Below are 22939 nucleotides of genomic sequence, written 5' to 3' on the forward strand. Positions count from 1 at the left end.
ATCCTTTTTCAATTGCTGTAAGTCGCAAAACCAGCGATTTTACGATTGAGTGGACGAAATGGCCGCAGATTCCTGTTTTGGTGCGTCTTCTTCGGTGACTTGGGGTCGCGTCAATTCCCACTTGACCACTCGACCATTGACGAATTCCACCACCACGAACGACTTGCCACCGTCCGTCCAGCGAAAGCGTTCGGGGTCCTGACCCTCGGGCGTGAGCAGCTCGCCGAGCGAGCGTGTCATCGCCACCACATGCAGCAGATTCACGCCCGGACGCAGCTTGGCATTGAGCATGACCGCACTGGCAACATAGCCAATCGGGCTCTTGTTGGCCTTCTGCATCACGTTCATCAGGCGCGTGTAATGCAACAGCCCCCACATCACCAGACCACCCAGAACCGTGATCGGCCCCTGCCAGCCCCAGGCGTTGTACGAAGCGATGAACAGGCAGGCGATACCGATCGGGATGAGATATTTGCGGAAATTCATGGGGCGCATTGTCCTATGGGGGCTAATTCCTAGAATTGTGGATGCTGCGTAGTGCAGCTGCCCAGACAACAGCCTCACGCACCGTGTTCGAAATCGATCAGGAATAACCACGTACTGCCCTCGGATCCAACTCCGAATACGGCACAAGCTTGTAATGGCGCTCCTCAACGACTCTGACCTCATCATCTTGCAATATCAATTCAAATAGCGCGACGATCCCCTCCTCCATGAATTGCGCTGAAATAGCACGACATCGCATTCCAGGGAATCTCTGTTCAACAAAACGAATATCTTGCGTGGTCTGCACCACGCCAATCTGATCGCTTCCACCTTTTGCCTGCACTGGGATCACATAGTGACAGCCATATTTATCCAAACCTATATAAAGTTCATCTATCTCAATTTGACCAATCCCACTTACTGTCGTTCTCAAATGATTCTGCAAACTGTATGTGGTTAAACCAAGAAACGTATCGATCAGTCGGTTGTACCTGACGATTGCAAGCAGTGCCTGCTCATCATCCAAGGCATAGGCTCGGATCAATTCAGGCGTCGCGTCAGGAATCGCAATCCAAGCAAGGTCGGGGCGCGGCAAGATACGCGTCTTTTTGACTAACCTCAGTCTGTAGCGTGCTCTTCCGGCCCCTTCAATTACCCATTCCCGGTCTTTGGGTTGTGTCGCCAGGATGCTTTCCGGAAAACTGATTCGATAACGCAGTGCGTACATCACATCACCGAGGTTCTTGGGCAACGTAATACCGAGTTCCAACGCGGTCGATTCCAAATCAGCGCGTTCAAAATAAAACTCCTTCAGCCCTTTGCTCCAACGACTCTCGAAAATTCGCTCGATGAGGAGCTGATAGCGATTGAGCCCCGTCGATTTACCCATACAGCCCTCCTGAACGATGGCGCAACTCTTCTATTTCATGTTGCTTGCGCTTTTTAATCCCACTTTTTTTGTCTCGTTTGCCATTGGGGCGAGGTACGCCAAAACGGTTGGCTGCAGCAGACATCTCCATGTACAGCAGCTTCGTATCGCCTAGAGAAATCATCACTTGCGGTGTTGTCGGAACAACACCCAAAGCAGCTAAAACCGCTTGTCCAATGGCCCTAGCCATCGGAGCAGGTACCGCATTGCCGATCTGACGTGCACCATGCCACTTGGTCGCGTGCAAGCGAAACCAATCGGGGAAACCGTGTAACCGCGCCATTTCCCGAACGGTTATACAACGATCGTATTTGTAGTGAATTGGTCTTGGGCTGGTAAATGCACCACGAGCGCTATCGGTTCCTGCCCGCAACGTATTTGAGAGACCATTCGGAGGCAATTTGAAAAAGCGACTGATTGGTTCCACCAAACCTGGCATCGTTTCACGAAAACGCTGACGCGAAATGGCCGAGTGTTCTGTCCGTGCACTCGAGGTCAAAAAATCCGGCATCCACTTCCGGATGTAGCCATAGTGCCAAGATGCCACGCCAAGACATCGCATTTCGGCAGCATACGTCGATGGCTCCTTGAACGCCTGCGTCTTGACAATATCCGATCCGATCAAAGAATCGAAACGCTCCGCATTTGGTAAATCCCCGATAGCCTCTTTAACCGTGGGCCCCAACGCAAGTCCCAGCAAAGCTTGCTTGGCGTCAGCTGGCTGAGTCGTTGGTATCGGGTACTCCGGAAGAGGATTACCCTTTTTTGCCCCCAGCAGAATCAGGCGTTGACGCTTCTGAGGCGTTCCAAAATTCGAGGCATCCAAAACTTGCCACGGCTGACGGACGTCGTACCCCACCTTGTCGAAAGCTTGCACCAACTCGTCCAAGAACGCCCTATGCTTTCCAACCGTCAAACCCTTCACATTTTCAAAAACAAAAGTTCGTGCATCGAGCTCCGCAACAAGACGAACGAACTCCAGAACAAGACTGTTACGCGGGTCATCCATAGCCCGCTTTCCCATCATCGAAAAACCCTGACAGGGAGGACCGCCGAAAACACAATCGATCGGCCGATTGCCCAACCCTGCCGCCAATCGGATTTCTGCCGCAGAAAGGCCAACGACCGACCTCGGGATTACGGCACATTGAGGGAAGTTGAACTCATGAACTGCGCAATGAATTGGGTCAACCTCAACTGCGGCCGCGACATCAAACCCCGCCTGCTCAAAGCCCAAAGAGAGTCCGCCTGCGCCAGCAAAAAGATCTATTCCAACAGGTCTTAAACTCATTCTCACTTGTCCTTCACAATCACTACACACCTATTCATCCCAACTCATGGGACCCGATAAGCCCAATTAGCACCCGGTGTTGGCACACTCAATTGTGCCAAAGGCGACCTAATCACTCACGATAACTTGGTCAAGTCGACCAGGTGCATTTCCGCCGCACGTCCTGAAAGCAGTGCCATCACCCCAACCCACGCACGATATTCATCGCCTCATCCACCCGCTCCACCGCGTGGATTTCCAAGCCTTCGATGGGCTTTTTGGGCGCGTTGGCCTTGGGCACGATCGCGACGGTGAAGCCCAACTTTGCAGCTTCTTTCAGGCGCTCCTGACCGCGCGGCGCGGGGCGCACTTCACCGGCCAAACCCACTTCGCCGAAGGCGATGAAGCCCTTGGGCAAGGCTTTGCCGCGCAGGCTGCTGGTGATCGACAGCATCACCGCCAAATCGGCTGCGGGCTCGCTGATGCGCACGCCGCCCACGGCGTTGACGAACACGTCCTGATCGGCGCAGGCCACGCCTGCGTGGCGGTGGAGCACGGCCAGCAGCATGGCGAGGCGGTCTCGGTCGAGGCCCACCGACAGACGACGTGGCGCGGGGCCTGAGGAATCGACCAGCGCCTGGATTTCGACCAGCAAAGGCCGCGTGCCTTCAAGCGTGACGAGCACGCAGCTGCCGGGCACGGGTTCGCTGTGTTGCGACAGAAAGATCGCGCTCGGGTTGGTCACGCCCTTGAGGCCTTTTTCGGTCATCGCGAACACGCCGATTTCGTTGACCGCGCCGAAGCGGTTCTTGATCGCGCGAACGAGGCGGAAGCTCGAATGCGTGTCGCCTTCGAAGTACAGCACGGTGTCCACCATGTGTTCGAGCACGCGCGGGCCGGCGAGCGCGCCTTCCTTGGTCACGTGGCCGACGAGGATCACCGCGATGCCGGTGGACTTGGCCGCGCGCGTGAGGTGTGCCGCGCATTCGCGCACCTGTGCGACGGAGCCGGGGGCGCTGGTGAGCTGGTCGGAATACACGGTCTGGATCGAGTCGATCACCACCACGGCGGGCTGCGTGGCCTCCATGGTCGCGAGGATTTTTTCGAGCTGGATTTCGGCCAGCACATTCACCTGGCTGTGGTCGAGTCCGAGGCGACGCGAACGCAGCGCCACCTGCGCGCCGCTTTCCTCGCCGGTCACATAAAGCGTGGGCATGCCGGTGCGGTGCAGCGCGTCCATGGCTTGAAGCAGCAGCGTGGATTTGCCGATGCCGGGGTCGCCACCGATCAGCACGACGCCGCCTTCGACGATGCCGCCGCCGAGCACGCGGTCGAGTTCTTCGATGCCGCTGGGCGAACGCGCGACGTCCTGCGCTTCAATCGCGGCGAGCGGCGTGACGACCTGCGCCTGCGCAAGGCCCGCGTAGTTGGACGTGCTCATGCGGTTCTTGCTCGCGCCGCTGTTGCCGCCCTCGACCACCGATTCCACCAGCGTGTTCCATGCGCCGCAGGACGGGCATTTGCCCAGCCAGCGCGGGCTGGTGCCGCCGCATTCGGAACAGATGAAGATTGCCTTGTCTTTGGCCATGGGTGGTGCGCGAGAAGTGGATGTTGAATACTGGAGAAATATACAGCAGCGCGCAATTTCTCCGCTCGCTCAGGCTACTTGGCCGTTGCCACTTCCTCGCCCAAGAAGATGCGCGCCAGCCCTTGCGTGACGGCTTCGACGATCTGTTCGCGGCGCAGGGCGATGTGCTCATCCATGAGCTTCGCGGCGGTTTGCCGGTCGCGCTTTTCGATGGCGTCGGCAATCGCGCCGTGCTCCTTCTGCGTGGAATCGCGGCCGACTTTTTCCATGTCGATCCAGCGGATGAAGCGCACGCGTTCGTTCAGATTGCCGAGCATGCGCGCGAGCTCGCTGTTGCCGGACATGGCGGCGATGCGGTTGTGGAAAGCCTCGTCGAGTTCCACCAGTTCGCGCACGGCGGTGCCCGGTGCGGCCTTGCGGCTCTTGTCGAGAAAGGCCTGCATCTCGGCGATCTGCTCCGCGTTCGCACGCTCGACCGCATAGCGCAGGCATTCGCGCTCCACCGCCATGCGGGCTTCGTACAGATCGAGAACATCCTGCACCTGCAGCGGCCTGCGCATGTAGCCGCGCGTGCAGGGTTCGAGAAAACCTTCGGTGACCAGACGCGCCAAGGCCTCGCGCACGGGGGTGCGGCTCACGCCCAGACGCTCGGCCAGTTCGATCTCGCTCAGGCGTTCGCCCGGCTTGAGCTGGTAGCTGATCGCCATGTCGCGCAGCGTCTGGAACACATCGCTGCCGCGCTCGCGCCGCACATGGGAAATGGCTTTGGCGCGCGGCTTCTTTACCAACTTGTTTGCTTGGGTTGTTTTCAACGTCGACATGTTTTAAGTATACTGAAATGGATTCTTAACCAGATACTACCCAGATTACCCAAGGAGATCGGCAATGAGCACAACGCCCATGAATGGTGCAGATGCGATGGTACGGATGTTGCAACACAACGGTGTGAAGCATATTTTCGGACTTTGTGGCGACACCAGCCTGCCCTTCTATGACTCGATGGCGCGGCTGGACCATGGCATCGACCACATCCTCACGCGTGACGAGCGCAGCGCGGGCTACATGGCCGACGGCTACGCCCGCGTGACCGGCAAGGTGGGCGTATGCGAAGGCCCGAGCGGCGGCGGCGCGACTTATCTGCTGCCGGGGCTGGTCGAGGCCAACGAGTCGTCGATCGCGGTGCTGGGCATCACCACCGATGTGTCGGTGGGCGCGCGCGGCAAGTTTCCACTGACCGAGCTGGATCAGCAGGCCATGTACAAGCCGCTGACCAAGTGGAACACCACCATCGACCGCGTGGACCAGATTCCGCACGCCATGCGCAGCGCCTTCCGCGCAATGACCACGGGCCGTCCCGGCGCGGCGCACATCTGCCTGCCGTATGACCTGCAAAAGCACGAGTTGCCGAACCCGCAGGACGTGTGGGCGCAACCCGGCCACGACCATTTCCCCGCCACGCGCAGCGCGCCCGATCCGGCCACGATTGACGATGCAGCCGCGCGTCTGGTGGCAGCCAAGGCACCGGTGCTGATCTGCGGCGGCGGCGTGGTGATCTCGGGCGCGAGCAAGGCGCTTGAGGCACTCGCCACGCGCCTGAATGCACCTGTTTGCCTGACGGTGAGCGGTCAGGGCAGCCTGGCCGACACGCATCCGCTGAATGCGGGCGTGGTCGGCACCAACGGCGGCGTGCCCGCCACGCGTGCGGTGGTGGCGCAGGCCGATCTGGTGCTGTTCATCGGTTGCCGCGCAGGCTCGACCACGACCGAGCACGGCCAGATGCCGGGCCGTGGCGTGACCATCCTGCACATCGATGTGGATGCGATGACCATCGGCACCAACTACCGCACTGATGTGGGAATGGTGGGCGATGCACGTCTGGCGCTCGAAGCACTCGATGCCGCCGTGCAGAAGATCATCGCCAAGCGCCCCGCCGAAGTGTCGGATGGCCGCGCGCTGGCCGCGCGTGCGCGTCTGGAAAAGCTGGAATTCTTCAACCCGCTTGCGCAATCGAGCGAGATGCCGATCCGCCCCGAGCGCGTGCTCGCCACGCTCAACAAGCTGCTGCCCAAGCGCGCGATTGCGGTGGCCGATCCGGGCACGCCCTGCCCGTATTTCTCGGCGTATTTCGACGCGCCACAGGAAGGCCGCCACTTCATCACCAACCGCGCGCACGGTGCGCTCGGCTATTCGATGTCGGCTGCCTTCGGCGCACAGGTCGGCGTGCCCGATTGCATGGTGATCTCCGCCATGGGCGACGGCAGCTTCGGCTTCACCTGCGGCGAGCTGGAAACCATCGTGCGCCGCAACGTGCCGCTCAAGATGATCGTGTTCTCGAACTCGGTCTACGGCTGGATCAAGGCAAGCCAGAAGACGGGTTACGGCGAGCGTTATTTCTCGGTCGATTTCAACCGCACCAACCACGCCCGCGTGGCCGAAGCCTTCGGCGTGAAGGCCTGGACCGTGCAGGACCCGAGCGATCTGGAAAGCTCGCTCAAGGCCGCGCTAGCGCATGACGGTCCGGCGTTGATCGACATCTTCTCGCAGCCCTTGCAAGACACGGCCGTTCCTGTCAGCCAATGGATGGGGTAATTTGATCACCCCCCTGAGTCGCTGCGCGCCTTCCCCCCTCTCTGCAGCTGCGCGAAGCGCAGCGGAGGGGGGACACCACCATCGCTGCGGGGCGGCCCTTGCTCGGTGGTCACTCGCGACGGCCGCGCGTGATTTGAGGCCCACACCGATAGTTTTCCCTGTTCAAATTGAAGATCGACATATTTCTGAGGAGCACTGAATGATGATGAGAGGCACTGTTCTCACCCGCCGCCAGGCCGTCGCTTTGGGCGCGGCTGCCGCTGCGTCCGGCCTGAGTGGACTGGCGCAAGCGGAAGAAACGCCGATGCGCCTGCAGGTCACGTTTCCGCCGGGGGGCAGCACCGACATCGCCTCGCGCATCATTCAGCCGCGCCTGTCGGAGCTGGCGGGGCGTCCGGTGATCGTCGAAAACCGTCCCGGTGCCGCCAGCCAGATCGCGACGCAGTATGTGGCCAAGTCCGCACCGGACGGCAACACGCTGCTGGTGAGTTTCGACACGCATGCGATCAACCCGATCGCCAAGCCCAAGCTGCCCTACGACACGTTCAAGGACTTCACGGGCGTGACGCTGGCCGTGCGTTTTCCGCTGGTCATCGGTGCGAATGCGCAGGCGGTGCAGGGCGCCAAGGATCTGCGCGATTTTCTGAAGGAAGCCAAGGCCAATCCCGGCAAGTTCAGCTACGCCTCTACCGGCGTGGGCTCGATGAACCATCTCGTGATGGAAGACATCAAGCGGCGCTCGGGCACCTTCGTGCTGCACGTGCCGTTCGGCGGCGGCGGCCCGGCCGTGCAGGCGGTGCTGGGCAACGTGACTACGCTGACGCTGCTGAGCTACGCGGCGCTGCGCGGCCAGATCAGTGCAGGCAAGATCAAGCCGCTCGCGGTGACCGGCGCCAAGCGCCTGCCCGAGCTGCCCGATGTGCCGACCGTGGCCGAATGCGGCTTTCCGGGCTTCGAGGCCTATTCGTGGATCGGCATCTTCGCGCCCTCGGCCACGCCTGCAGCCACCGTGCAGCGCCTGACCAAGGAATTCCAGGGCGCGCTGCAAACGCCCGATGTGCACAGCAAGCTCACCGCTGCGGGCTTTGAAGTGATCGGCAGCGACGGGCCGGGTCTGGACAAGCACACGCATCAGGAATACGAACGCTGGCGCAAGTTCGTGCAGGAGACCAAACTCAAGCTCGAAGAGTGAGAGACTCCGGTCGATGCATCACTCTCTCGATCACGTCGTCATTGCCGTCGACGACCTCTCCCGCTCCATCGAACAGTACCGCGCGCTCGGCTTCACCGTCTATCCGGGCGGCGACCATCAGGGCCGCAGCTCGCACAACGCGCTCATCATGCTGGCCGACGGCTCCTATCTGGAGCTGAAGGCTTGGCGCTCGCCCGCGCCCCAAGAGCGCTGGTGGGCCACGCTCGACAAGAGCGGCGAAGGCCTCGTCGACTTCGCCCTGCTGTCCGCCGATCCGGTGGGCGAACTGGCCGCTGCCCGCGCGCGCGGTCTGACCACGCTGCAAGGCCCTGTGCCCGGCGAACGCATGCGCCCCGACGGCCAGCATGTGCGCTGGACCACCGCGCGCCACGACACCGGCGACGTGCCGTTTCTGTGCGGCGACATCACGCCGCGCAATCTGCGCGTGCCCGACGATGCCGCGCTGATGCAACACGCCAACGGTGCCACTGGCGTGGCGCTGATCACCGTGGCCGTGCAGGATCTGGACGTGACGCTCGCCCGCTGGCAGGCGCTGCTCGGCCCGGATTTCGCGCTGCCCGCCATCAGCGACGACGCGGCGCTCGGCATCCGCAGCGTGCGCATTGCGCTCGCGGGTTTCGACGTGATCTTGCAAGGACTCACTTCCGAGAACAGCAACATCACGCTTGCCAAGCACCTGGCCCTGCGCGGCGAAGGTGCGTATGAAGTGGTGCTGCGCGGCACCACGGCCAAGTGGGCCAGCCCGGCTGCCGAGCACGGCTTCCGCTCCTGACTTTGCGCTGCAACGCCGCTCCTGCGGTGGCGTTGCGCCCTCCCCGTCTTCGCGACACTCTCTGGCGAGCGGCATCGCCTGCTCGCTTCTCCGTATTTTCCCTAGCCGAGAAAAAGCAAAAAATCATTTGCAGGAATTCGCACAATTATTTAATCTATTAAATAAATGACCTCCGCACTCAAACATCGCAATCTTCCCAGCCTGCTTTTGCAGGCTCGCGAGTCGATCATGGGCCACACCCGACCGCATCTGCGCAAGAGCGGGCTGTCGGATCAGCAGTGGCGCGTACTGCGTGCATTGGGGGACGGACAGCAGCTCGAAACCGGACAGGTCGCCAAGGACGCGTTTCTGCTCGGGCCCAGCCTCACCGGCGTGCTCACGCGCATGGAGCGTGACGGGCTGATCCAGCGCACCAAGGACCCCGCCGACCAGCGCCGCACGGTGGTGTCGGCCACCACCGAAGGGCTGGAACTCGTCAAGCGCCTGTCGCGCGAGATTGCCCAGCATTACGCCGAGCTGGAAGAAACCTACGGCAAGGGCAAGCTGGTGGAGCTCTACAAACTGCTGGATGAGCTGATCGCACTGGAAAGACAATGACCCCGCGCTCCCCGGACTTCCGCCATGGCACCGTGTACGGCGTGCTGCTCAATGACCGAGCCACGCAGGCACGCATGGCGTCGCAGTTCGGCGAGCCGCCCTACAAGGCTCCGCCCCAAGCCCCTGTTCTCTACATCAAGCCACGCAACACACAGGCGGGCGACGGCGTGGCCGTACCCATTCCGGCAGAGCCCGGCGTGGTGCGCGTGGACGCCACCATCGGCCTCGTGATCGGCAGCACCGCCTGGCGCGTGTCACCCGCAGATGCCCTGTCACACGTGAGCGGCTATGTGATCGCCAGCGACCTCACGCTGCCGCACGACAACTACTACCGCCCCGCGATTCGCCAGCGCTGCCGTGACCTGTTCTGCCCGATGAGCGCCGTGTTCACCGCAGCGGCTGGCTTTCAGGTGGACGACGCGCTGCTTGAAGTGCAGATCCGCAATGCAGCGGGCGAGGCCACCCACACCTGGCATCGCAGCTTTGCCGATCTGGTGCGCAGCGCGCCGCAGTTGCTCGCCGATGTCAGCGAATTCATGACGCTCTCTCCCGGCGACGTGCTGCTGCTCGGCCCCGGCGAAGGCTCGCCCAACGCGCGTGCGGGCGACACGGTCGTCATCACCGTGAATGGCCTCGGCCAACTGAGTCACTCGCTGACGCATGAAATCACCGAAGGAGCACGCGCATGAAGCACGCCCGCGTGATCCACCAAGGCCAGACTCTCTCGGTCACCGAAAGCGCGGATGGCCTGCTGCAGCGGCCCGATGGCAGCACGCTGACCGAAGCGGAAGTGACCTGGCTGCCGCCGATGGAGTTCGGCACCATCTTCGCGCTTGGCCTGAACTACGCCGATCACGCCAAGGAAATCCAGTTCGCCAAGGCCCCCGAAGAACCGCTGGTGTTCCTCAAAGGTCCGAACGCGCTGATCGGTCATCGCGGCGTGTCGTACCGCCCGCCTGACGCGACCTACATGCACTTCGAATGCGAACTCGGCGTGGTCATCGGCACGTCGTGCCGCCACGTGCGCCGCGAAGATGCCTACCGCCATGTCGCCGGTTACTGCACCGTCAACGACTACGCGATCCGCGACTATCTCGAAAACTACTACCGCCCCAATCTGCGCGTGAAGAACCGCGACGGCTGCACGCCCGTGGGCCCGTGGTTCGTCGATGCCTGCGACATCGCCGACCCGATGAATCTGCAACTGCGCAGTTGGGTGAACGGCGAGCTCAAGCAGAACGCCAACACCCGCGACATGGTGCACGACATTCCTTCGCTGATCGCGCATCTGTCGAGCTTCATGACGCTGAGCCCGGGCGATCTGATCCTCACCGGCACACCCGACGGCGTGGCCGACTGCAAGGTCGGCGACGAAGTCGTCACCGAAATCGGCGGCGTCGGTCGCCTCGTCAACACCATCGTCGGCACGCCTCAGAAGCCCCGCTAGCCTGAGCCCCGGCCGCCACCGAATCTGGAGAATCCGCATGCGCATCGATCATCTGATCAACGGAAAGAGTGTTCCGGGACAGCGGTATTTCGAGACCATCAACCCCGCCACGCAAGACGTGCTGGCCGAGGTGGCCGAAGGCGGCGCGGGCGAGGTCGATGCCGCCGTGCGCGCGGCCAAGGAAGCCTTTCCGAAATGGGCGAACACGCCCGCCGCCGACCGCGCCAAGATCATCCGCAAGCTCGGCGACCTGATCGCGCAGCATGTGCCCGAGATCGCGCAGACCGAGACCAACGACTGCGGCCAGGTCATCGCGCAGACCGGCAAGCAGCTCGTGCCGCGCGCGGCCGACAACTTCTACTACTTCGCCGAAATGTGCACGCGCGTGGACGGCCACACCTACCCCACGCCCACGCATCTGAACTACACGCTGTTCCACCCGGTGGGCGTGTGCGCGCTGATCTCGCCATGGAACGTGCCATTCATGACCGCGACGTGGAAGGTCGCGCCCTGCCTTGCTTTCGGCAACACCGCCGTGCTCAAGATGAGCGAACTCTCGCCGATGAGCGCCGCGCGTCTGGGCGAGCTGGCGCTGGAAGCGGGCGTGCCTGCGGGCGTGCTCAATCTCGTGCATGGCTACGGCAAGGATGCGGGCGAGCCGCTGGTCGCGCACCGCGATGTGCGCGCCGTGTCGTTCACCGGATCGACGGTCACCGGCAACCGCATCGTGCAGGCGGCGGGCCTGAAGAAATTCAGCATGGAGCTGGGCGGCAAGAGCCCGTTCGTGATCTTCGACGATGCCGACTTCGAACGCGCGCTCGACGCCGCCGTGTTCATGATCTTCTCCAACAACGGCGAGCGCTGCACCGCAGGCAGCCGCATCCTCGTGCAGCAAGGCATCTACGCGAAGTTCGTCGATCGCTTTGTCGAACGCGCCAAGAAGATCAGCGTCGGCGATCCGCTCGACGAAAAGACCATCGTCGGCCCGATGATCAGCAAGGCCCATCTGGCCAAGGTGCGCCACTACATCGAACTCGGCCAGAAAGAAGGCGCAAGCATGCTGTGCGGCGGCCTCGACGTGCCCGATCTGCCCGCGCGCGTGAAGCATGGCAACTACGTCGTGCCCACGGTGTTCGCCGACGTGGACAACCGCATGCAGATTGCACAGGACGAAATCTTCGGCCCGGTCGCCTGCATCATTCCGTTCAAGGATGAAGCGCAGGCCATCGCACTCGCCAACGACATTCAATATGGCCTCTCCAGCTACGTCTGGACCGAAAGCGTGGGCCGCGCACACCGTGTGGCGGCGGCCATCGAAGCCGGCATGTGTTTTGTGAACAGCCAGAACGTGCGCGATCTGCGCCAGCCCTTCGGCGGCACCAAGGCATCGGGCACAGGGCGCGAAGGCGGCACCTGGAGCTACGAGGTGTTCTGCGAGCCCAAGAACGTGGCCGTGTCGCTGGGCAGCCACCACATTCCGCACTGGGGCGTGTGATCATGAGCCTGTACGCGATGCAGAAGTTCTTCTTCCACCTGAACCGCGAGGCCAAGGTGCAGCAGCGCTACAAGGACGACCGCGCGGCGCTGCTTGCCGAATATGCGCTCGACGATGAAGAACGCGAAGCCATTCAAAGTGGCGACATCGGCAAGCTCTACGTGCTGGGCTGCAACGGGCAGTTGCTGATGCATTTCGCGCCACTGCTCGGCATGCGCTGGCCCGAGTATCTGCAGGCCATGCGCGACGGCGTACAGAAACATGGCCCCGTGCGGCGCGGCATCTATGCCATGACCACGGGCATCGACGACAAGGTGGCCGGACTATGAGCCTCGTATTCGCAGGCGTCTGCAGCCACGCCCCCGGCATCACCAGCCGCGCGCATCTCGCCGACCCGGAGGTGAAGAACGCCGTGCACGCCGCGATGAACACGCTGGGCGAGCAACTGCGCGCCGCGCAGCCGGATGCGGTCATCGTGGTCGCGGCCGAGCACTTCGCCAACTTCTTCATGAACAACATGCCGTCGTTCGCCATCGGCATGGCCGACGAATACGAAGGCCCGATCGAAGACCCGGCATGGCTTGGCATCGCGCGGCGCCACATTCCGGGCAACGCCGAACTGTCGCTGCGCATCATCACCGAGGTGATGCAAAGCGTCGACGTGGCCTATGCCGAGGAATGGAAGTTCGACCACGGCATCATGGTGCCGCTGCATTTTCTGACGCCCGATTTCACGACCAAGATCATCCCCGTCAACATCAACTGCCAGGGCCCGCCGCTCGCTCCGCTGCATCGCGCCTGGGCCTTTGGCGAAGCGTTGCGCCGCGCCTGCGACAAGGTGCCCGAGCGCATCGCCATCGTCGGCACGGGCGGCGTGTCGCACTGGCCCGCGACGCCCGATTCGGGCAAGGTCAACGCGCACTGGGATCTCGAATTCATGGACCGCTGGGCGCGCAACGACAAGGACGCGCTGCTGTCGTACACCGACGCCGCGACCTACGCCGATGCCGGTCAGGGCGGCTTCGAGATCCGCACCTTCATCAGCGTTGCCGCAGCAGCGCGCGGGCGTGGCACGGTGCAGTTCTGCCAGCCCGTTCCGATCTTCGCAGTGAGCTGCACAACCGCCACCATGGAGGTGATCTGATGCCTCACATCATCATGAACTACAGCGCGAATCTGGAGTCGCTCAGCGACATGCAGATGCTGTGCAATGCGCTGGCCGACACCTTGCTTTCGCAGCGCGCGGAAGACGCCAGCCAGGTGTTTCCCACCGGCGGCGTGCGCGTGTTCGCCTACCCCGCCGCGCACTGCGCGATTGCCGATGGCGGCGCTGCGGCCATGGAGGCCGGCGGCAGCTCCGACTACGGCTTTGTCTACATCAACCTGCGCATGGGGCGCGGGCGCTCGACGCTGGTGCACACGAAAGTGGGCGACGCCTTGCTCGCCACCGCCAGCGCGCACCTCGATGCCGTTTTCCGCACGCACCATCTGGGCCTCACCGTGCAGATCGACGAAAGCCCCAGCCAAGTGTACGACGGCAAACGCAGCACCTTGCACCCGCTGTTCACCCATTCCTGATCGCGCAGCCGCATTCTCATCATGTTCACCGAATCCCTTCTCTCCCAACTCGCCAGCGAACTCGATGCCAGCGAGCGCACGCGCCAGCAGATCGAGCATTTCTCCAAACGCTTTCCGGGCATGAGCGTGGAAGACGGCTACCGCATCGCCCGCAAATGGGTGGAGCTGCAGATCGCACGTGGGCGCAAAGTGATCGGCCACAAGATTGGCCTCACCTCGCGCGCCATGCAGGTGTCCAGCCAGATCGATGAGCCCGACTACGGCACGCTGCTCGACAACATGCTCTACACCGCGCACGAAGGTGCGGTGCTCGACATTCCCAAGCGCAACTTCATCGCGCCGCGCGTGGAGGTGGAACTGGCCTTCGTGCTCAAATCGCCGCTGCGTGGCGCGGGGCTGCCCGGCGGCAAGGAAATCACGCTGCAGGACGTGCTGGCCGCGACCGACTACGTCACGCCCGCCATCGAAATCATCGACTCGCGCATCGAACAGTTCGACCGCCACACGCAGGCCGCGCGCAAGGTCTACGACACCATCAGCGACAACGCGGCCAACGCAGGCGTGGTGGTGGGCGCGCGCCGCGCCGATCCGCATGACCTCGATCTGGCGTGGTGCGGCGCGATCCTGAACGTCAACGGCGTGGTCGAGGAAACCGGCCTTGCCGCAGGCGTGCAAGGCCATCCCGCAATTGGCGTGGCGTGGCTGGCCAACAAGCTCGCGGCCTGGGGTGAGTCCTTGAATGCTGGCGAAATCGTGCTTGCCGGATCGTTCACGCGGCCCGTTTCCGCCAAGGAAGGCGACATGTTCGTGGCTGACTACGGCAAGCTCGGCACGCTGCGTTTTCGCTTTGTCTGATCGCTGAAACAGCGTGCAGCCTGTTCAGTGCTGCACGCTGGCCGCACCCAGATAGGTGTCGATCACGCGCTTGTCGTGCAGCAGTTCCTGCGCACGACCACTGAGCACCACACTGCCCGATTCGAGCACATAGCCACGATCGGCCACCTTGAGCGCAGCGCGCGCGTTCTGCTCCACCAGCAGCACCGACACGCCATGGTCGCGCAACGACGCCACGACCTGCAGCACCTCGCGCACGATCTTGGGCGCAAGCCCGAGCGATGGTTCATCGAGCATCAACAGACGCGGACGCGCCATCAGCGCACGACCAATCGCCAGCATCTGGCGCTCGCCGCCGGACAGCGTCGATGCCAGTTGCGCGCTGCGTTCTTCCAGGCGCGGAAAGATCGCGAACACTTCCTGCATGCGCTGCGACTGGTCGCGCTGGCCCTTGCGCCACAGCGAAAAGCCGCCCAGCAGCAGGTTGTCCTGGACCGACATATCGCCGAACAACTCGCGCTTTTCAGGCACCAGCGCCACCGAGTTCGCGACCATTTTCTCGACCGTGCAACGCTTGATGGCTTCGCCGTCGTAGGTGATCTCGCCACGCGCAGGCAGCAGCCCCATGGCCGCGCCGAGCAGCGTGGTCTTGCCCGCGCCGTTGGGGCCGATGACGGTGACGATCTCGCCCTGGCGCACATCGAGATCGATCTGATGCACGGCCTCGACCGGGCCGTAGGACACGCTGAAATTGCGCAGTTGCAGCAGCACTTTGTGTTGATCGCTCATGCGGGCACCTCGTCGTCGTCATCGCCGCCCAGATAGGCACGCAGCACGCGTTCGTTGCCCTGCACTTCGGCCGGCGTGCCGGATGCGATCACCGTGCCGAATTCCAGCACGGTCACGCGGTCCGCAAGATTCATCACAAAACCCATGTCATGCTCCACGACCAGAATGCCGAGGCCCTGCGCGCGCAGTTGCCTGAGCAGATCGGTCAGCGCCTGCTTTTCCAGATGCCGCAAACCCGCCGCCGGTTCATCGAGCAGCAACACTGCAGGATGGCTTGCCAGCGCACGTGCGATCTCGACGATGCGCTGTTGGCCGAGCGCCAGCGATGCAGCGGGTTGATCGGCCAGATCACCAAGCCCACAGCGCTCGATCTGCGCGCGCGCATCGGCCAGCAGTGCGGCCTCTTCCCGCCGATCCAGACGCAGCATCGAGCCGACCCAGCCGCGATGCGCGCGCTGGTGTGCGCCGAGCGCGACGTTCTCCAGTACCGTGCGTTCGCCCAGAATGCGCACATGCTGGAAGGTGCGCGACAGGCCCAGCGCGGCAAAGCGGCGCGATGGCGCGTCGCCCATGGTCTGACCCATGAAGCGCACCTCGCCTTCGGTCGCGGAATCGACGCCCGAGATCATGTTGAAGAAGGTGCTCTTGCCCGCGCCGTTCGGGCCGATCAGCGCATGCACCTCGCCCGCCTGCAGGTCCATGGTCACGTCGTTGTTGGCCACCAGCCCGCCAAAGCGCTTGGTGACATGCGATGCGGCGAGCAGCACTTCGCCAGATTGCGGCATGGCGCGCTGATCGAGCATGGACGCATCGGCAGCAGGCAGTTTCTGCGGCGAGCGCCGGATGAAGCCCGCCGTCAAACGCTGCAACTGCGGCCACAGACCGCGCGCAAAGCGCTGCAGCACCAGCACCATGAGCAGGCCGAAAACGATCATCTCGAAGTTGCCCACCGAGCCGAACAGCATCGGCAGAATGTCCTGCAGTTTTTCCTTGAGCAGCGTGATCAGCGCCGCGCCCAGCACCGCGCCCCAGAGATGTCCGGCACCGCCGACCACGGCCATGAAAAGATACTCGATGCCGATGTTGAGATTGAACGGCGCAGGGCTCACGAAGCGCTGCATGTGCGCGTAGAGCCAGCCGGAAATCGTCGCCAGCAAAGCGGCCAGCACAAACAGCTTGGTGCGATAAAGCGCGGTGTTCACGCCCATCGATTCGGCCATGATGCGACCGCCCTTGAGCGCGCGGATCGCACGTCCTTCGCGCGAATCGAGCAGGTTGTGCATGAGCCAGAGCGCAAGCAGCAACACGATCCAGATCAGCACGCCCATGGTTCGCGGCGTGTCGAGCGAGACGCCCGCAATCACCAGCGGTGGGATGCCGCGCAGGCCCGTCTGCCCGCCCAGAAACTGCATGTTGCCGAACAGGTAGTACAGACTCAGGCCCCACGCAATCGTGCACAGCGGCAGGTAGTGGCCCTGCAGCTTGGCGGTGATGGAGCCCAGAATCCACGCCACCACGAACGCGATCACCATCCCGAACAGCAGCCCCACCCACGGCAGCAGCGGGCCACCGATGAAGCCGCCCAGCCACTGCGTGACTTCGGGTGAGGTGCATATCCAGGCCGTCGAATATGCGCCCACGCCGACGAACGCGGCCTGTCCGAACGAGGTCATGCCGCCCACGCCCGTGAGCAGCACCAAGCCCACGGCGACCAGCGCATACAGGCCGATGTAGCCCATGATGACCTGCGTGAAATCGGGCAGAAAATGCCATGACAGCGCGAGCGCGGCGATGGCGATCGCCGTCACCATGCGCGTGGTGAGAAACGCTGTCGATCCGCTGGTTTGCTGCGGGTTCTGCATCTTGTTGTCGGTTGCGCCGGTGCCGCTCATTCCTCGTCCTCCTCGACATGATGGCTGCTGCGCGAGCGCCACCACAGCACGGGGATGATCAGCGTGAACACCAGCACCTCCTTGTAGGCGCTGGCCCAGAAGGACGAGAACGCTTCGAGCAGGCCGACGAGCAACGCGCCCGCCAGCGCAATCGGATAGCTCGCCAGCCCCGCGATGATCGCGGCCACAAAACCCTTGAGGCCGATGAGAAAACCGGTGTCGTAATACACGGTGGTGATGGGCGCGATCAGCAGGCCCGACACCGCACCGATCAGCGCCGCGAGTGCAAAGCTCGCATCGCCCGCCAGCGCCGTGGGCACGCCCATGAGCCGCGCACCCACACGGTTGATGGCCGTGGCACGCAGCGCTTTGCCTACCATCGAGCCATCAAAGAACGCGTAGAGCCCACCGACCAGCGCCAGCGCCACGCCGATCACCACCAGCGACTGGCCGGAGATCGTCATGTCGCCCAACTGAAATTGCGCCTCGGAAAACGCCGGTGTGCGCGAGCCTTCCGCGCCAAAGAAGAGCAGCCCCAGCCCCACCATCACGCCATGCATGGCAACCGAGACGATGAGCAGCAGCAGCACGGTCGCATCGGCAATCGGCCGATACACGAGGCGGTACATCAGCGGCCCCATGGGCGTGACGATGCACAGCGTGGTGAAGGCCTGCAGCAAAAGCGATGACGGCTTGATCAGCAACGCCAGCGCCGCAGCCACCACGGGAATCGCCACGCTCCACAGAAACGAAGCGCCCCAGTTCACCAGATCGCCACGCCACATGCGCCACAGATCCATCGCCAGCGACATCAACGCCAGCGCAATCAGCAACCACAGCGTGCTCGGCACCTTGCCGCCCTGCATCATCGCCATGGTCAACGCCCCGAACGCCACAAACTCGCCCTGCGGAATGAAGATGATGCGCGTGACGGAAAACACCAGCACCAGCGCCACCGCCATCAACCCGTAAATCGCACCATTGACTATGCCGTCCTGCCCCAGCAGCAAGGCAATCTGTAGATCCATGTTCGATCACCTTTGCCCAAGGCAATGTGTATTTGAAATTCAAGCAAGAGAGACGAGCCTCAAACTCGCACGGCCTCAACATTCAGAAGGCCGCGGAGCAGGCCAAGCGAGCAACCGCCGAGCAAGAGCCGCCTCGCGGCGAAGGCGGTGTCCCCCTCCCGCGCAGCGAGAGAGGGGGAAGGCGCGTCAGCGCCTCAGGGGGTGAACTTCCATCCCCCGTTTTCGATCTTGACCATCACCACGCCGTGCTGGATGCCCAGGTGGTCAGTGGGTGTCATCGTGAACACGCCATGCGATCCGGCAATGTCCCTGACGTTTTCCAGCGCATCACGCAGCGCGACGCGGAAGGCTTCCGTGCCGGGCTGGGCCTTCTTCAGCGCCTCGGGCACTGCTGCGGCCAGCACCTGTCCTGCGTCCCAGACATGGCCGCCGAAGGTCGCTGCCGTGCCCTTGCCGTACTTGGCTTCGTAGGAATCGACATAGGCCACCGCAGACTTCTTCACCGGATGGCTGTCGGGCAGTTGATGCGCCACCAGCACCGGGCCTGCGGGCAGCATCGTGCCTTCCACATCCTTGCCGCCCACGCGCAGGAAGTCGGCATTCGCGACGCCATGGGTCTGGTAATACTTGCCCTTGAAGCCACGCTCCTTGAGCGTCTTCTCGGGCAGCGCAGCAGGCGTGCCGGAGCCGCCGACCAGCACCGCATCGGGCTTGGCCGCCATGATCTTGAGCGCCTGTCCGGTCACCGACGTGTCGCTGCGCGAGAACGCCTCGGTCGCCACGAGCTTGATGCCCTTGGCTTCGGTGGATTTCTTGAATTCCTGCAGCCAGCCTTCGCCGTACGCATCGTTGAAGCCGATGTAGGCTGCCGTCTTGATGCCCGCCTTGACCATGTGATCGACGATCGCGCCGGCCATCATCGCGTCGTTCTGCGGCGTCTTGAACACCCAGGCTTTCTTGGCGTCCATCGGCGAGATGATGCGTGCCGATGCGCCCAGCGTCATCATCGGCGTCTTGCTCTCGGCGACCACGTCGATCATCGCGAGCGAGTTGGGCGTGGTGCTCGAGCCGATGATCACATCAGCCTTGCTTTCGCTGATCAGCTTGCGGGTGTTGGCCACCGCCGCCGTGGTGTCGGATGCGTCATCCAGGATGATGTAGTTGATCTTCTGCCCGCCCATGGTCGTGGGCAGCAGGGCAATGGTGTTCTTCTCGGGGATGCCGAGCGAGGCCGCAGGCCCCGTGGTGGAGACGACGACTCCGACGTTGATGTCGGCCCACACCGAACTGCAGGCCGCAGCCACCACCGCAGTGACGAATCCCAGTCTTGCCAAGCGCTTCATACCCATCTCCTGAATTGATAATTTGCACCATCGTCGTGATCACGACATCGGCTATTAATTTAACTTGTTAAATAATTCTTGCCTACGATTTTTCTCTTCTCGTTTTCACTAGGACGCGCGGTGCAATCCTGCGATGACGCCTATCGCCATCCATCGCCGAACGGATAGCCAAGCACACTGTCTTTGTGGCATATATTCAACGCGCGATCACCGTCCACCATGCGGCTGACGCTCGCAACGGCTCACCAGCATAACCACGAACGGCTTGGGCAGGCATTGAAGATTTCCCCGAGATTTCGCCAAGATGCCCCCGATCCTCACGCTCCCTGAAGACAAAGATATGACTCAAGAAACCCTCACCCTCTACTACACCCCCGGCACCTGCGCGCAGGCCGTGCGCATCGCCCTCGAAGAAGCCGGTGCCAGCTATGACTTGAAGCGCGTGGACTTCGCCAGCCAGCAGCAGCGCTCGCCCGAGTACCTGGCCGTCAACCCCAAGGGCCGCGTGCCCGCGCTGGTGACTGCCGAGGGCACGCTCACCGAAGCCCCGGCCCTGCTCGCCTACATCGCCCAGCGTTTTGCCGACGCCAAGCTCGCGCCCACCGATCTGTTCGGCTTTGCGCGCATGCAGGAGTTCAACAGCTTTCTGGCGTCGACGGTGCACATCAACCATGCCCACCGCCCGCGCGCCAGCCGCTGGGCCGACGAGCCCGAAGCCCAGGCCGCGATGCAGCGCAAGGTTCCGGCCAACATGACCGACAACTTCAACTACATCGAAGCGAACTATTTGAAGGGTCCGTGGGTACTAGGCGAGCAATACAGCGTCTGCGATGCCTACCTGTTCACCGTGGCAGGCTGGCTCAAGGGCGATGCGGTGGACATCGCCCAATTCAACAAAGTGAATGATCACTTCCAGCGCATGAGCGCACGCGCGGCAGTGCAGCGCGCGCTGGCCTGATCACGGCAAACGCGAAAGCGGCCAGAAAAAGAAAAACCGGGGTCTTTCGACCCCGGTTTTCCGCGTATCACCTCTGCCCGGCAGTTGCACCGGGCAGACGTAATTTATCACTCAAATGGGTGTGGGCGCTTGGTTTTATCGCTTGATGGCGGCAAAACAGGCATCACGAGCCGTGGTTGGTCCCCTGTCAGCGTCTTCAAAAAGGCCACAATGTCCTCATTTTCTGCTGGGGTAAAGGTCTTGCCAAGCTGAATGCGACCCATGGTGTCCACGGCTTGCGACAGCGTGTCCGCCGCACCATCGTGGAAATAGGGATAGGTCAGCGCCACGTTGCGCAGCGTCGGCACCTTGAAGTTGAAGCGCTCGGCGTCGTTGCCCGTCACCGCCGCACGGCCCTCTGCCGGGTTGTCGGTCTTGTAGGGCTCGACCAGACCCATCTTCTGGAACGAAGTGCCGCCCACGTTCACACCGTTGTGGCAGGCCACGCAGCCCGAATTCTTGAACAGCTGGTAGCCGCGCAGCTCCTGCGCATTGATCGCCTTCTTGTCACCCTTGAGCCATTTGTCGAACGGCGCGTTCGGTGTGACCAGCGTTTCCTCGAAGGCTGCAATGGCCGACGTCACCTCGTTGATGGTCAGTTGGTCGTTGCCGAAAACCTGTTTGAATTCAGCCACATATTGCGGAATCGAACGCAGCAGGTCCACGGTCAGATCATGCGAGAAGGCCATTTCCTTGGGATTGGCGATCGGCCCACCAGCCTGCTCGCGCAGATCCTTGGCGCGGCCGTCCCAGAACTGGGCGAGGTTGAGGCTCGAGTTCAGCACCGTGGGCGAGTTGATCGGCCCCTTCTGCCACTTGTCGCCAATCGAGGTCTTGAGGTTGTCCGAGCCACCCATGCCCAGGTTGTGGCACGAGTTGCAAGAGATGAAGCCCGAGCGCGAAAGGCGCGGATCGAAGAACAGCTTCTTGCCCAGTTCGACCTTGGCCGGGTGGGTGACCTTGGCGGCCGGAATGGGCTGCAGCGGCTCGTTGATGGGCTTGGCGGCCAACGCAACGCCGCCGACGAGCAGCATGGCGGCCAGACTCACGGCACCGAGAGCGCTGCGGAAAAGTGGGTTGTGAGGGTTGTGGGATGTGTTTTTCATAAGGGACTCCGTTCATTGCAAAGCTGCCTGGCAGCGAACCAATGACGGGCGGCGTGAGCCCCTTTTCTTGTTGTGTTTCAAGGACACGCGACCCTCGTTCGCTGTAAGTCCATTCTTTCCAAGCTTCGGTTACATTTTGTTGATACTCGGCAACCGCATCGGCTTTCGCTGAGCGTCAGTCAACCCGATAGCAAGTTAAACGAGTTACATCAAACGAATCACTCGCCACGCCACAGCTTCACCGCATGCGGCAGCGATTGCGCCTCGGGGATGTAGTGATCGATGACCCAGCCCAGCGCCACGGCACAGATCAGCGCGCCCAAGAGCGGCTTCCAGGTCAGGCGCACGGCGGCGGTGATCCAGCCCGCACGCTCGGCCCCCATCAGCGCCCGCGCAGTGGCGACCGAGAAGGCCAGTTCCACTGCCACGGCCAGCAGCACTTCCGAGCCGAAGTACAGCCACATCAGCGCACCGGCGCCCATGACCAGCGCCACCACGGCCACGAAGATCGCCACGACCGGAACGACCACAATCGCGCCTTCATCGGCAGCGCCCAGCCCTTCGAGCGCGCCCGAGGCTACGTCGCCCAGACCGCTGCCATCAATGCGTGGCGTTACCGCATCCGCGATGTCTAGCGCGTCGCCCGCATCGATGTCCGAGCCCTCGTGTTCTTGCTTGAGCAGAATCCACTTGGTCCATTCATGCAGCACCAGCAGATAGACCAGATAGCCCGAGCCCAGCGTGACCAGGTAGCGCAACGCGAGCGAGCCATCGCCCAGCAGCATCCACTGAAAGCGCGACATGGCCCACATGAAGCTCATCATGAACAGGCCAATCACCCAGCCGTGCAGCGTGAGCGAGTTGCGACGCTGAAGACTCTGCTGAAAATCCTCGCGACAGGGCGCGCGCATGCGACGCCAATTGGAGCTGGTTCCTGAGCCGCGAGACTTGCTTTGGTCGAATGAGGCCATATGCGGGCGCATCCTA

23 protein-coding genes are annotated in these 22939 nt (G+C 62.6%); 12 read left to right on the forward strand and 11 right to left on the reverse strand.

Going from position 1 to position 22939, the window contains the following annotated elements; all coding sequences use genetic code 11:
* Nucleotides 1-39: 39 nt before the first annotated feature.
* The 5 genes from G7048_RS10190 to G7048_RS10210 all read right to left on the reverse strand — a co-directional run bounded on the left by G7048_RS10190 (nt 40) and on the right by G7048_RS10210 (nt 5093).
* Nucleotides 40-486 carry a glycerate kinase gene (locus G7048_RS10190; protein ID WP_166068028.1) on the reverse strand — a complete coding sequence of 149 codons (447 nt, stop codon included), beginning with the start codon at nt 484-486 and terminating at the stop codon, nt 40-42.
* A 97-nt stretch (nt 487-583) separates the two neighbouring features.
* Nucleotides 584-1375 carry an endonuclease gene (locus G7048_RS10195; RefSeq protein ID WP_166068030.1) on the reverse strand — a complete coding sequence of 264 codons (792 nt, stop codon included), beginning with the start codon at nt 1373-1375 and terminating at the stop codon, nt 584-586.
* The gene (locus G7048_RS10200; RefSeq protein ID WP_166068031.1) at nt 1368-2705 is read right to left on the reverse strand and encodes a DNA cytosine methyltransferase; all 1338 of its coding nucleotides are present in this window, start codon (nt 2703-2705) and stop codon (nt 1368-1370) included. Before G7048_RS10200 ends, G7048_RS10195 begins: the two co-directional genes overlap by 8 nt.
* A 178-nt stretch (nt 2706-2883) precedes the next feature.
* Nucleotides 2884-4272 carry a DNA repair protein RadA gene (radA, locus tag G7048_RS10205; protein WP_166068032.1) on the reverse strand — a complete coding sequence of 463 codons (1389 nt, stop codon included), beginning with the start codon at nt 4270-4272 and terminating at the stop codon, nt 2884-2886.
* 74 nt (nt 4273-4346) lie between these two features.
* Nucleotides 4347-5093 (reverse strand): GntR family transcriptional regulator, encoded by a 747-nt coding sequence (locus tag G7048_RS10210; RefSeq protein WP_166068033.1) that lies wholly within the window; start codon nt 5091-5093, stop codon nt 4347-4349.
* A 64-nt stretch (nt 5094-5157) separates the two neighbouring features.
* Here G7048_RS10210 and G7048_RS10215 point away from each other — a divergent pair, with 64 nt between their 5' ends.
* The 11 genes from G7048_RS10215 to hpaH all read left to right on the forward strand — a co-directional run bounded on the left by G7048_RS10215 (nt 5158) and on the right by hpaH (nt 14818).
* A complete protein-coding gene (locus tag G7048_RS10215; protein ID WP_240933234.1) occupies nt 5158-6861 on the forward strand; it encodes a thiamine pyrophosphate-binding protein in 1704 nt (567 codons plus the stop codon).
* 205 nt (nt 6862-7066) lie between these two features.
* Nucleotides 7067-8053, forward strand: a complete 987-nt coding sequence (locus G7048_RS10220) for a tripartite tricarboxylate transporter substrate binding protein (RefSeq protein ID WP_166070904.1) — start codon at nt 7067-7069, stop codon at nt 8051-8053.
* Nucleotides 8054-8066: 13 nt separating this feature from the next.
* Nucleotides 8067-8846 (forward strand): VOC family protein, encoded by a 780-nt coding sequence (locus G7048_RS10225; protein ID WP_166068034.1) that lies wholly within the window; start codon nt 8067-8069, stop codon nt 8844-8846.
* A 165-nt stretch (nt 8847-9011) separates the two neighbouring features.
* On the forward strand, nt 9012-9443 hold the full coding sequence (hpaR, locus tag G7048_RS10230; RefSeq protein WP_166068035.1) for a homoprotocatechuate degradation operon regulator HpaR: 432 nt from the start codon (nt 9012-9014) through the stop codon (nt 9441-9443).
* Complete coding sequence (locus G7048_RS10235; RefSeq protein ID WP_166068036.1) at nt 9440-10132, forward strand: fumarylacetoacetate hydrolase family protein; 693 nt, start codon at nt 9440-9442, stop codon at nt 10130-10132. The genes hpaR and G7048_RS10235 overlap by 4 nt, the downstream gene beginning before the upstream one ends.
* On the forward strand, nt 10129-10890 hold the full coding sequence (locus G7048_RS10240; RefSeq protein WP_166068037.1) for a fumarylacetoacetate hydrolase family protein: 762 nt from the start codon (nt 10129-10131) through the stop codon (nt 10888-10890). Before G7048_RS10235 ends, G7048_RS10240 begins: the two co-directional genes overlap by 4 nt.
* A 37-nt stretch (nt 10891-10927) precedes the next feature.
* Nucleotides 10928-12385, forward strand: a complete 1458-nt coding sequence (gene hpaE, locus G7048_RS10245) for a 5-carboxymethyl-2-hydroxymuconate semialdehyde dehydrogenase (protein ID WP_166068038.1) — start codon at nt 10928-10930, stop codon at nt 12383-12385.
* Between the two features lie 2 nt (nt 12386-12387).
* A complete protein-coding gene (locus G7048_RS10250; protein ID WP_166068039.1) occupies nt 12388-12714 on the forward strand; it encodes an aromatic ring-opening dioxygenase subunit LigA in 327 nt (108 codons plus the stop codon).
* Nucleotides 12711-13529 carry an extradiol ring-cleavage dioxygenase gene (locus tag G7048_RS10255; protein ID WP_166068040.1) on the forward strand — a complete coding sequence of 273 codons (819 nt, stop codon included), beginning with the start codon at nt 12711-12713 and terminating at the stop codon, nt 13527-13529. The genes G7048_RS10250 and G7048_RS10255 overlap by 4 nt, the downstream gene beginning before the upstream one ends.
* A complete protein-coding gene (locus G7048_RS10260) occupies nt 13529-13963 on the forward strand; it encodes a 5-carboxymethyl-2-hydroxymuconate Delta-isomerase (protein ID WP_166068041.1) in 435 nt (144 codons plus the stop codon). Before G7048_RS10255 ends, G7048_RS10260 begins: the two co-directional genes overlap by 1 nt.
* Nucleotides 13964-13984: 21 nt before the next feature.
* Entirely contained in the window at nt 13985-14818 is an 834-nt protein-coding gene (hpaH, locus tag G7048_RS10265) for a 2-oxo-hept-4-ene-1,7-dioate hydratase (protein WP_166068042.1), read from the forward strand.
* 24 nt (nt 14819-14842) lie between these two features.
* Here the strand turns inward: hpaH and G7048_RS10270 are convergent, their stop codons facing one another.
* The 4 genes from G7048_RS10270 to G7048_RS10285 form a co-directional block, all read right to left on the reverse strand.
* Nucleotides 14843-15586, reverse strand: a complete 744-nt coding sequence (locus G7048_RS10270) for an ABC transporter ATP-binding protein (protein ID WP_166068043.1) — start codon at nt 15584-15586, stop codon at nt 14843-14845.
* Nucleotides 15583-17397, reverse strand: coding sequence for an ATP-binding cassette domain-containing protein (locus G7048_RS10275; protein ID WP_371747699.1), 1815 nt, complete (start codon nt 17395-17397; stop codon nt 15583-15585). Before G7048_RS10275 ends, G7048_RS10270 begins: the two co-directional genes overlap by 4 nt.
* 77 nt (nt 17398-17474) lie before the next feature.
* Entirely contained in the window at nt 17475-18506 is a 1032-nt protein-coding gene (locus tag G7048_RS10280; protein WP_166068045.1) for a branched-chain amino acid ABC transporter permease, read from the reverse strand.
* A gap of 194 nt (nt 18507-18700) precedes the next feature.
* Entirely contained in the window at nt 18701-19849 is a 1149-nt protein-coding gene (locus G7048_RS10285) for an ABC transporter substrate-binding protein (RefSeq protein WP_166068046.1), read from the reverse strand.
* A gap of 340 nt (nt 19850-20189) precedes the next feature.
* Here G7048_RS10285 and G7048_RS10290 point away from each other — a divergent pair, with 340 nt between their 5' ends.
* On the forward strand, nt 20190-20807 hold the full coding sequence (locus G7048_RS10290) for a glutathione S-transferase family protein (RefSeq protein WP_166068047.1): 618 nt from the start codon (nt 20190-20192) through the stop codon (nt 20805-20807).
* Between the two features lie 107 nt (nt 20808-20914).
* Here G7048_RS10290 and G7048_RS10295 read toward each other — a convergent pair whose 3' ends face one another.
* The gene (locus G7048_RS10295; protein ID WP_205750390.1) at nt 20915-21880 is read right to left on the reverse strand and encodes a cytochrome-c peroxidase; all 966 of its coding nucleotides are present in this window, start codon (nt 21878-21880) and stop codon (nt 20915-20917) included.
* Nucleotides 21881-22170: 290 nt separating this feature from the next.
* The gene (locus tag G7048_RS10300; protein WP_166068049.1) at nt 22171-22863 is read right to left on the reverse strand and encodes a hypothetical protein; all 693 of its coding nucleotides are present in this window, start codon (nt 22861-22863) and stop codon (nt 22171-22173) included.
* Between the last annotated feature and the right edge of the window lie 76 nt (nt 22864-22939).

The organism is Diaphorobacter sp. HDW4B, from assembly GCF_011305535.1.
Lineage (GTDB): Bacteria > Pseudomonadota > Gammaproteobacteria > Burkholderiales > Burkholderiaceae_C > Diaphorobacter_A.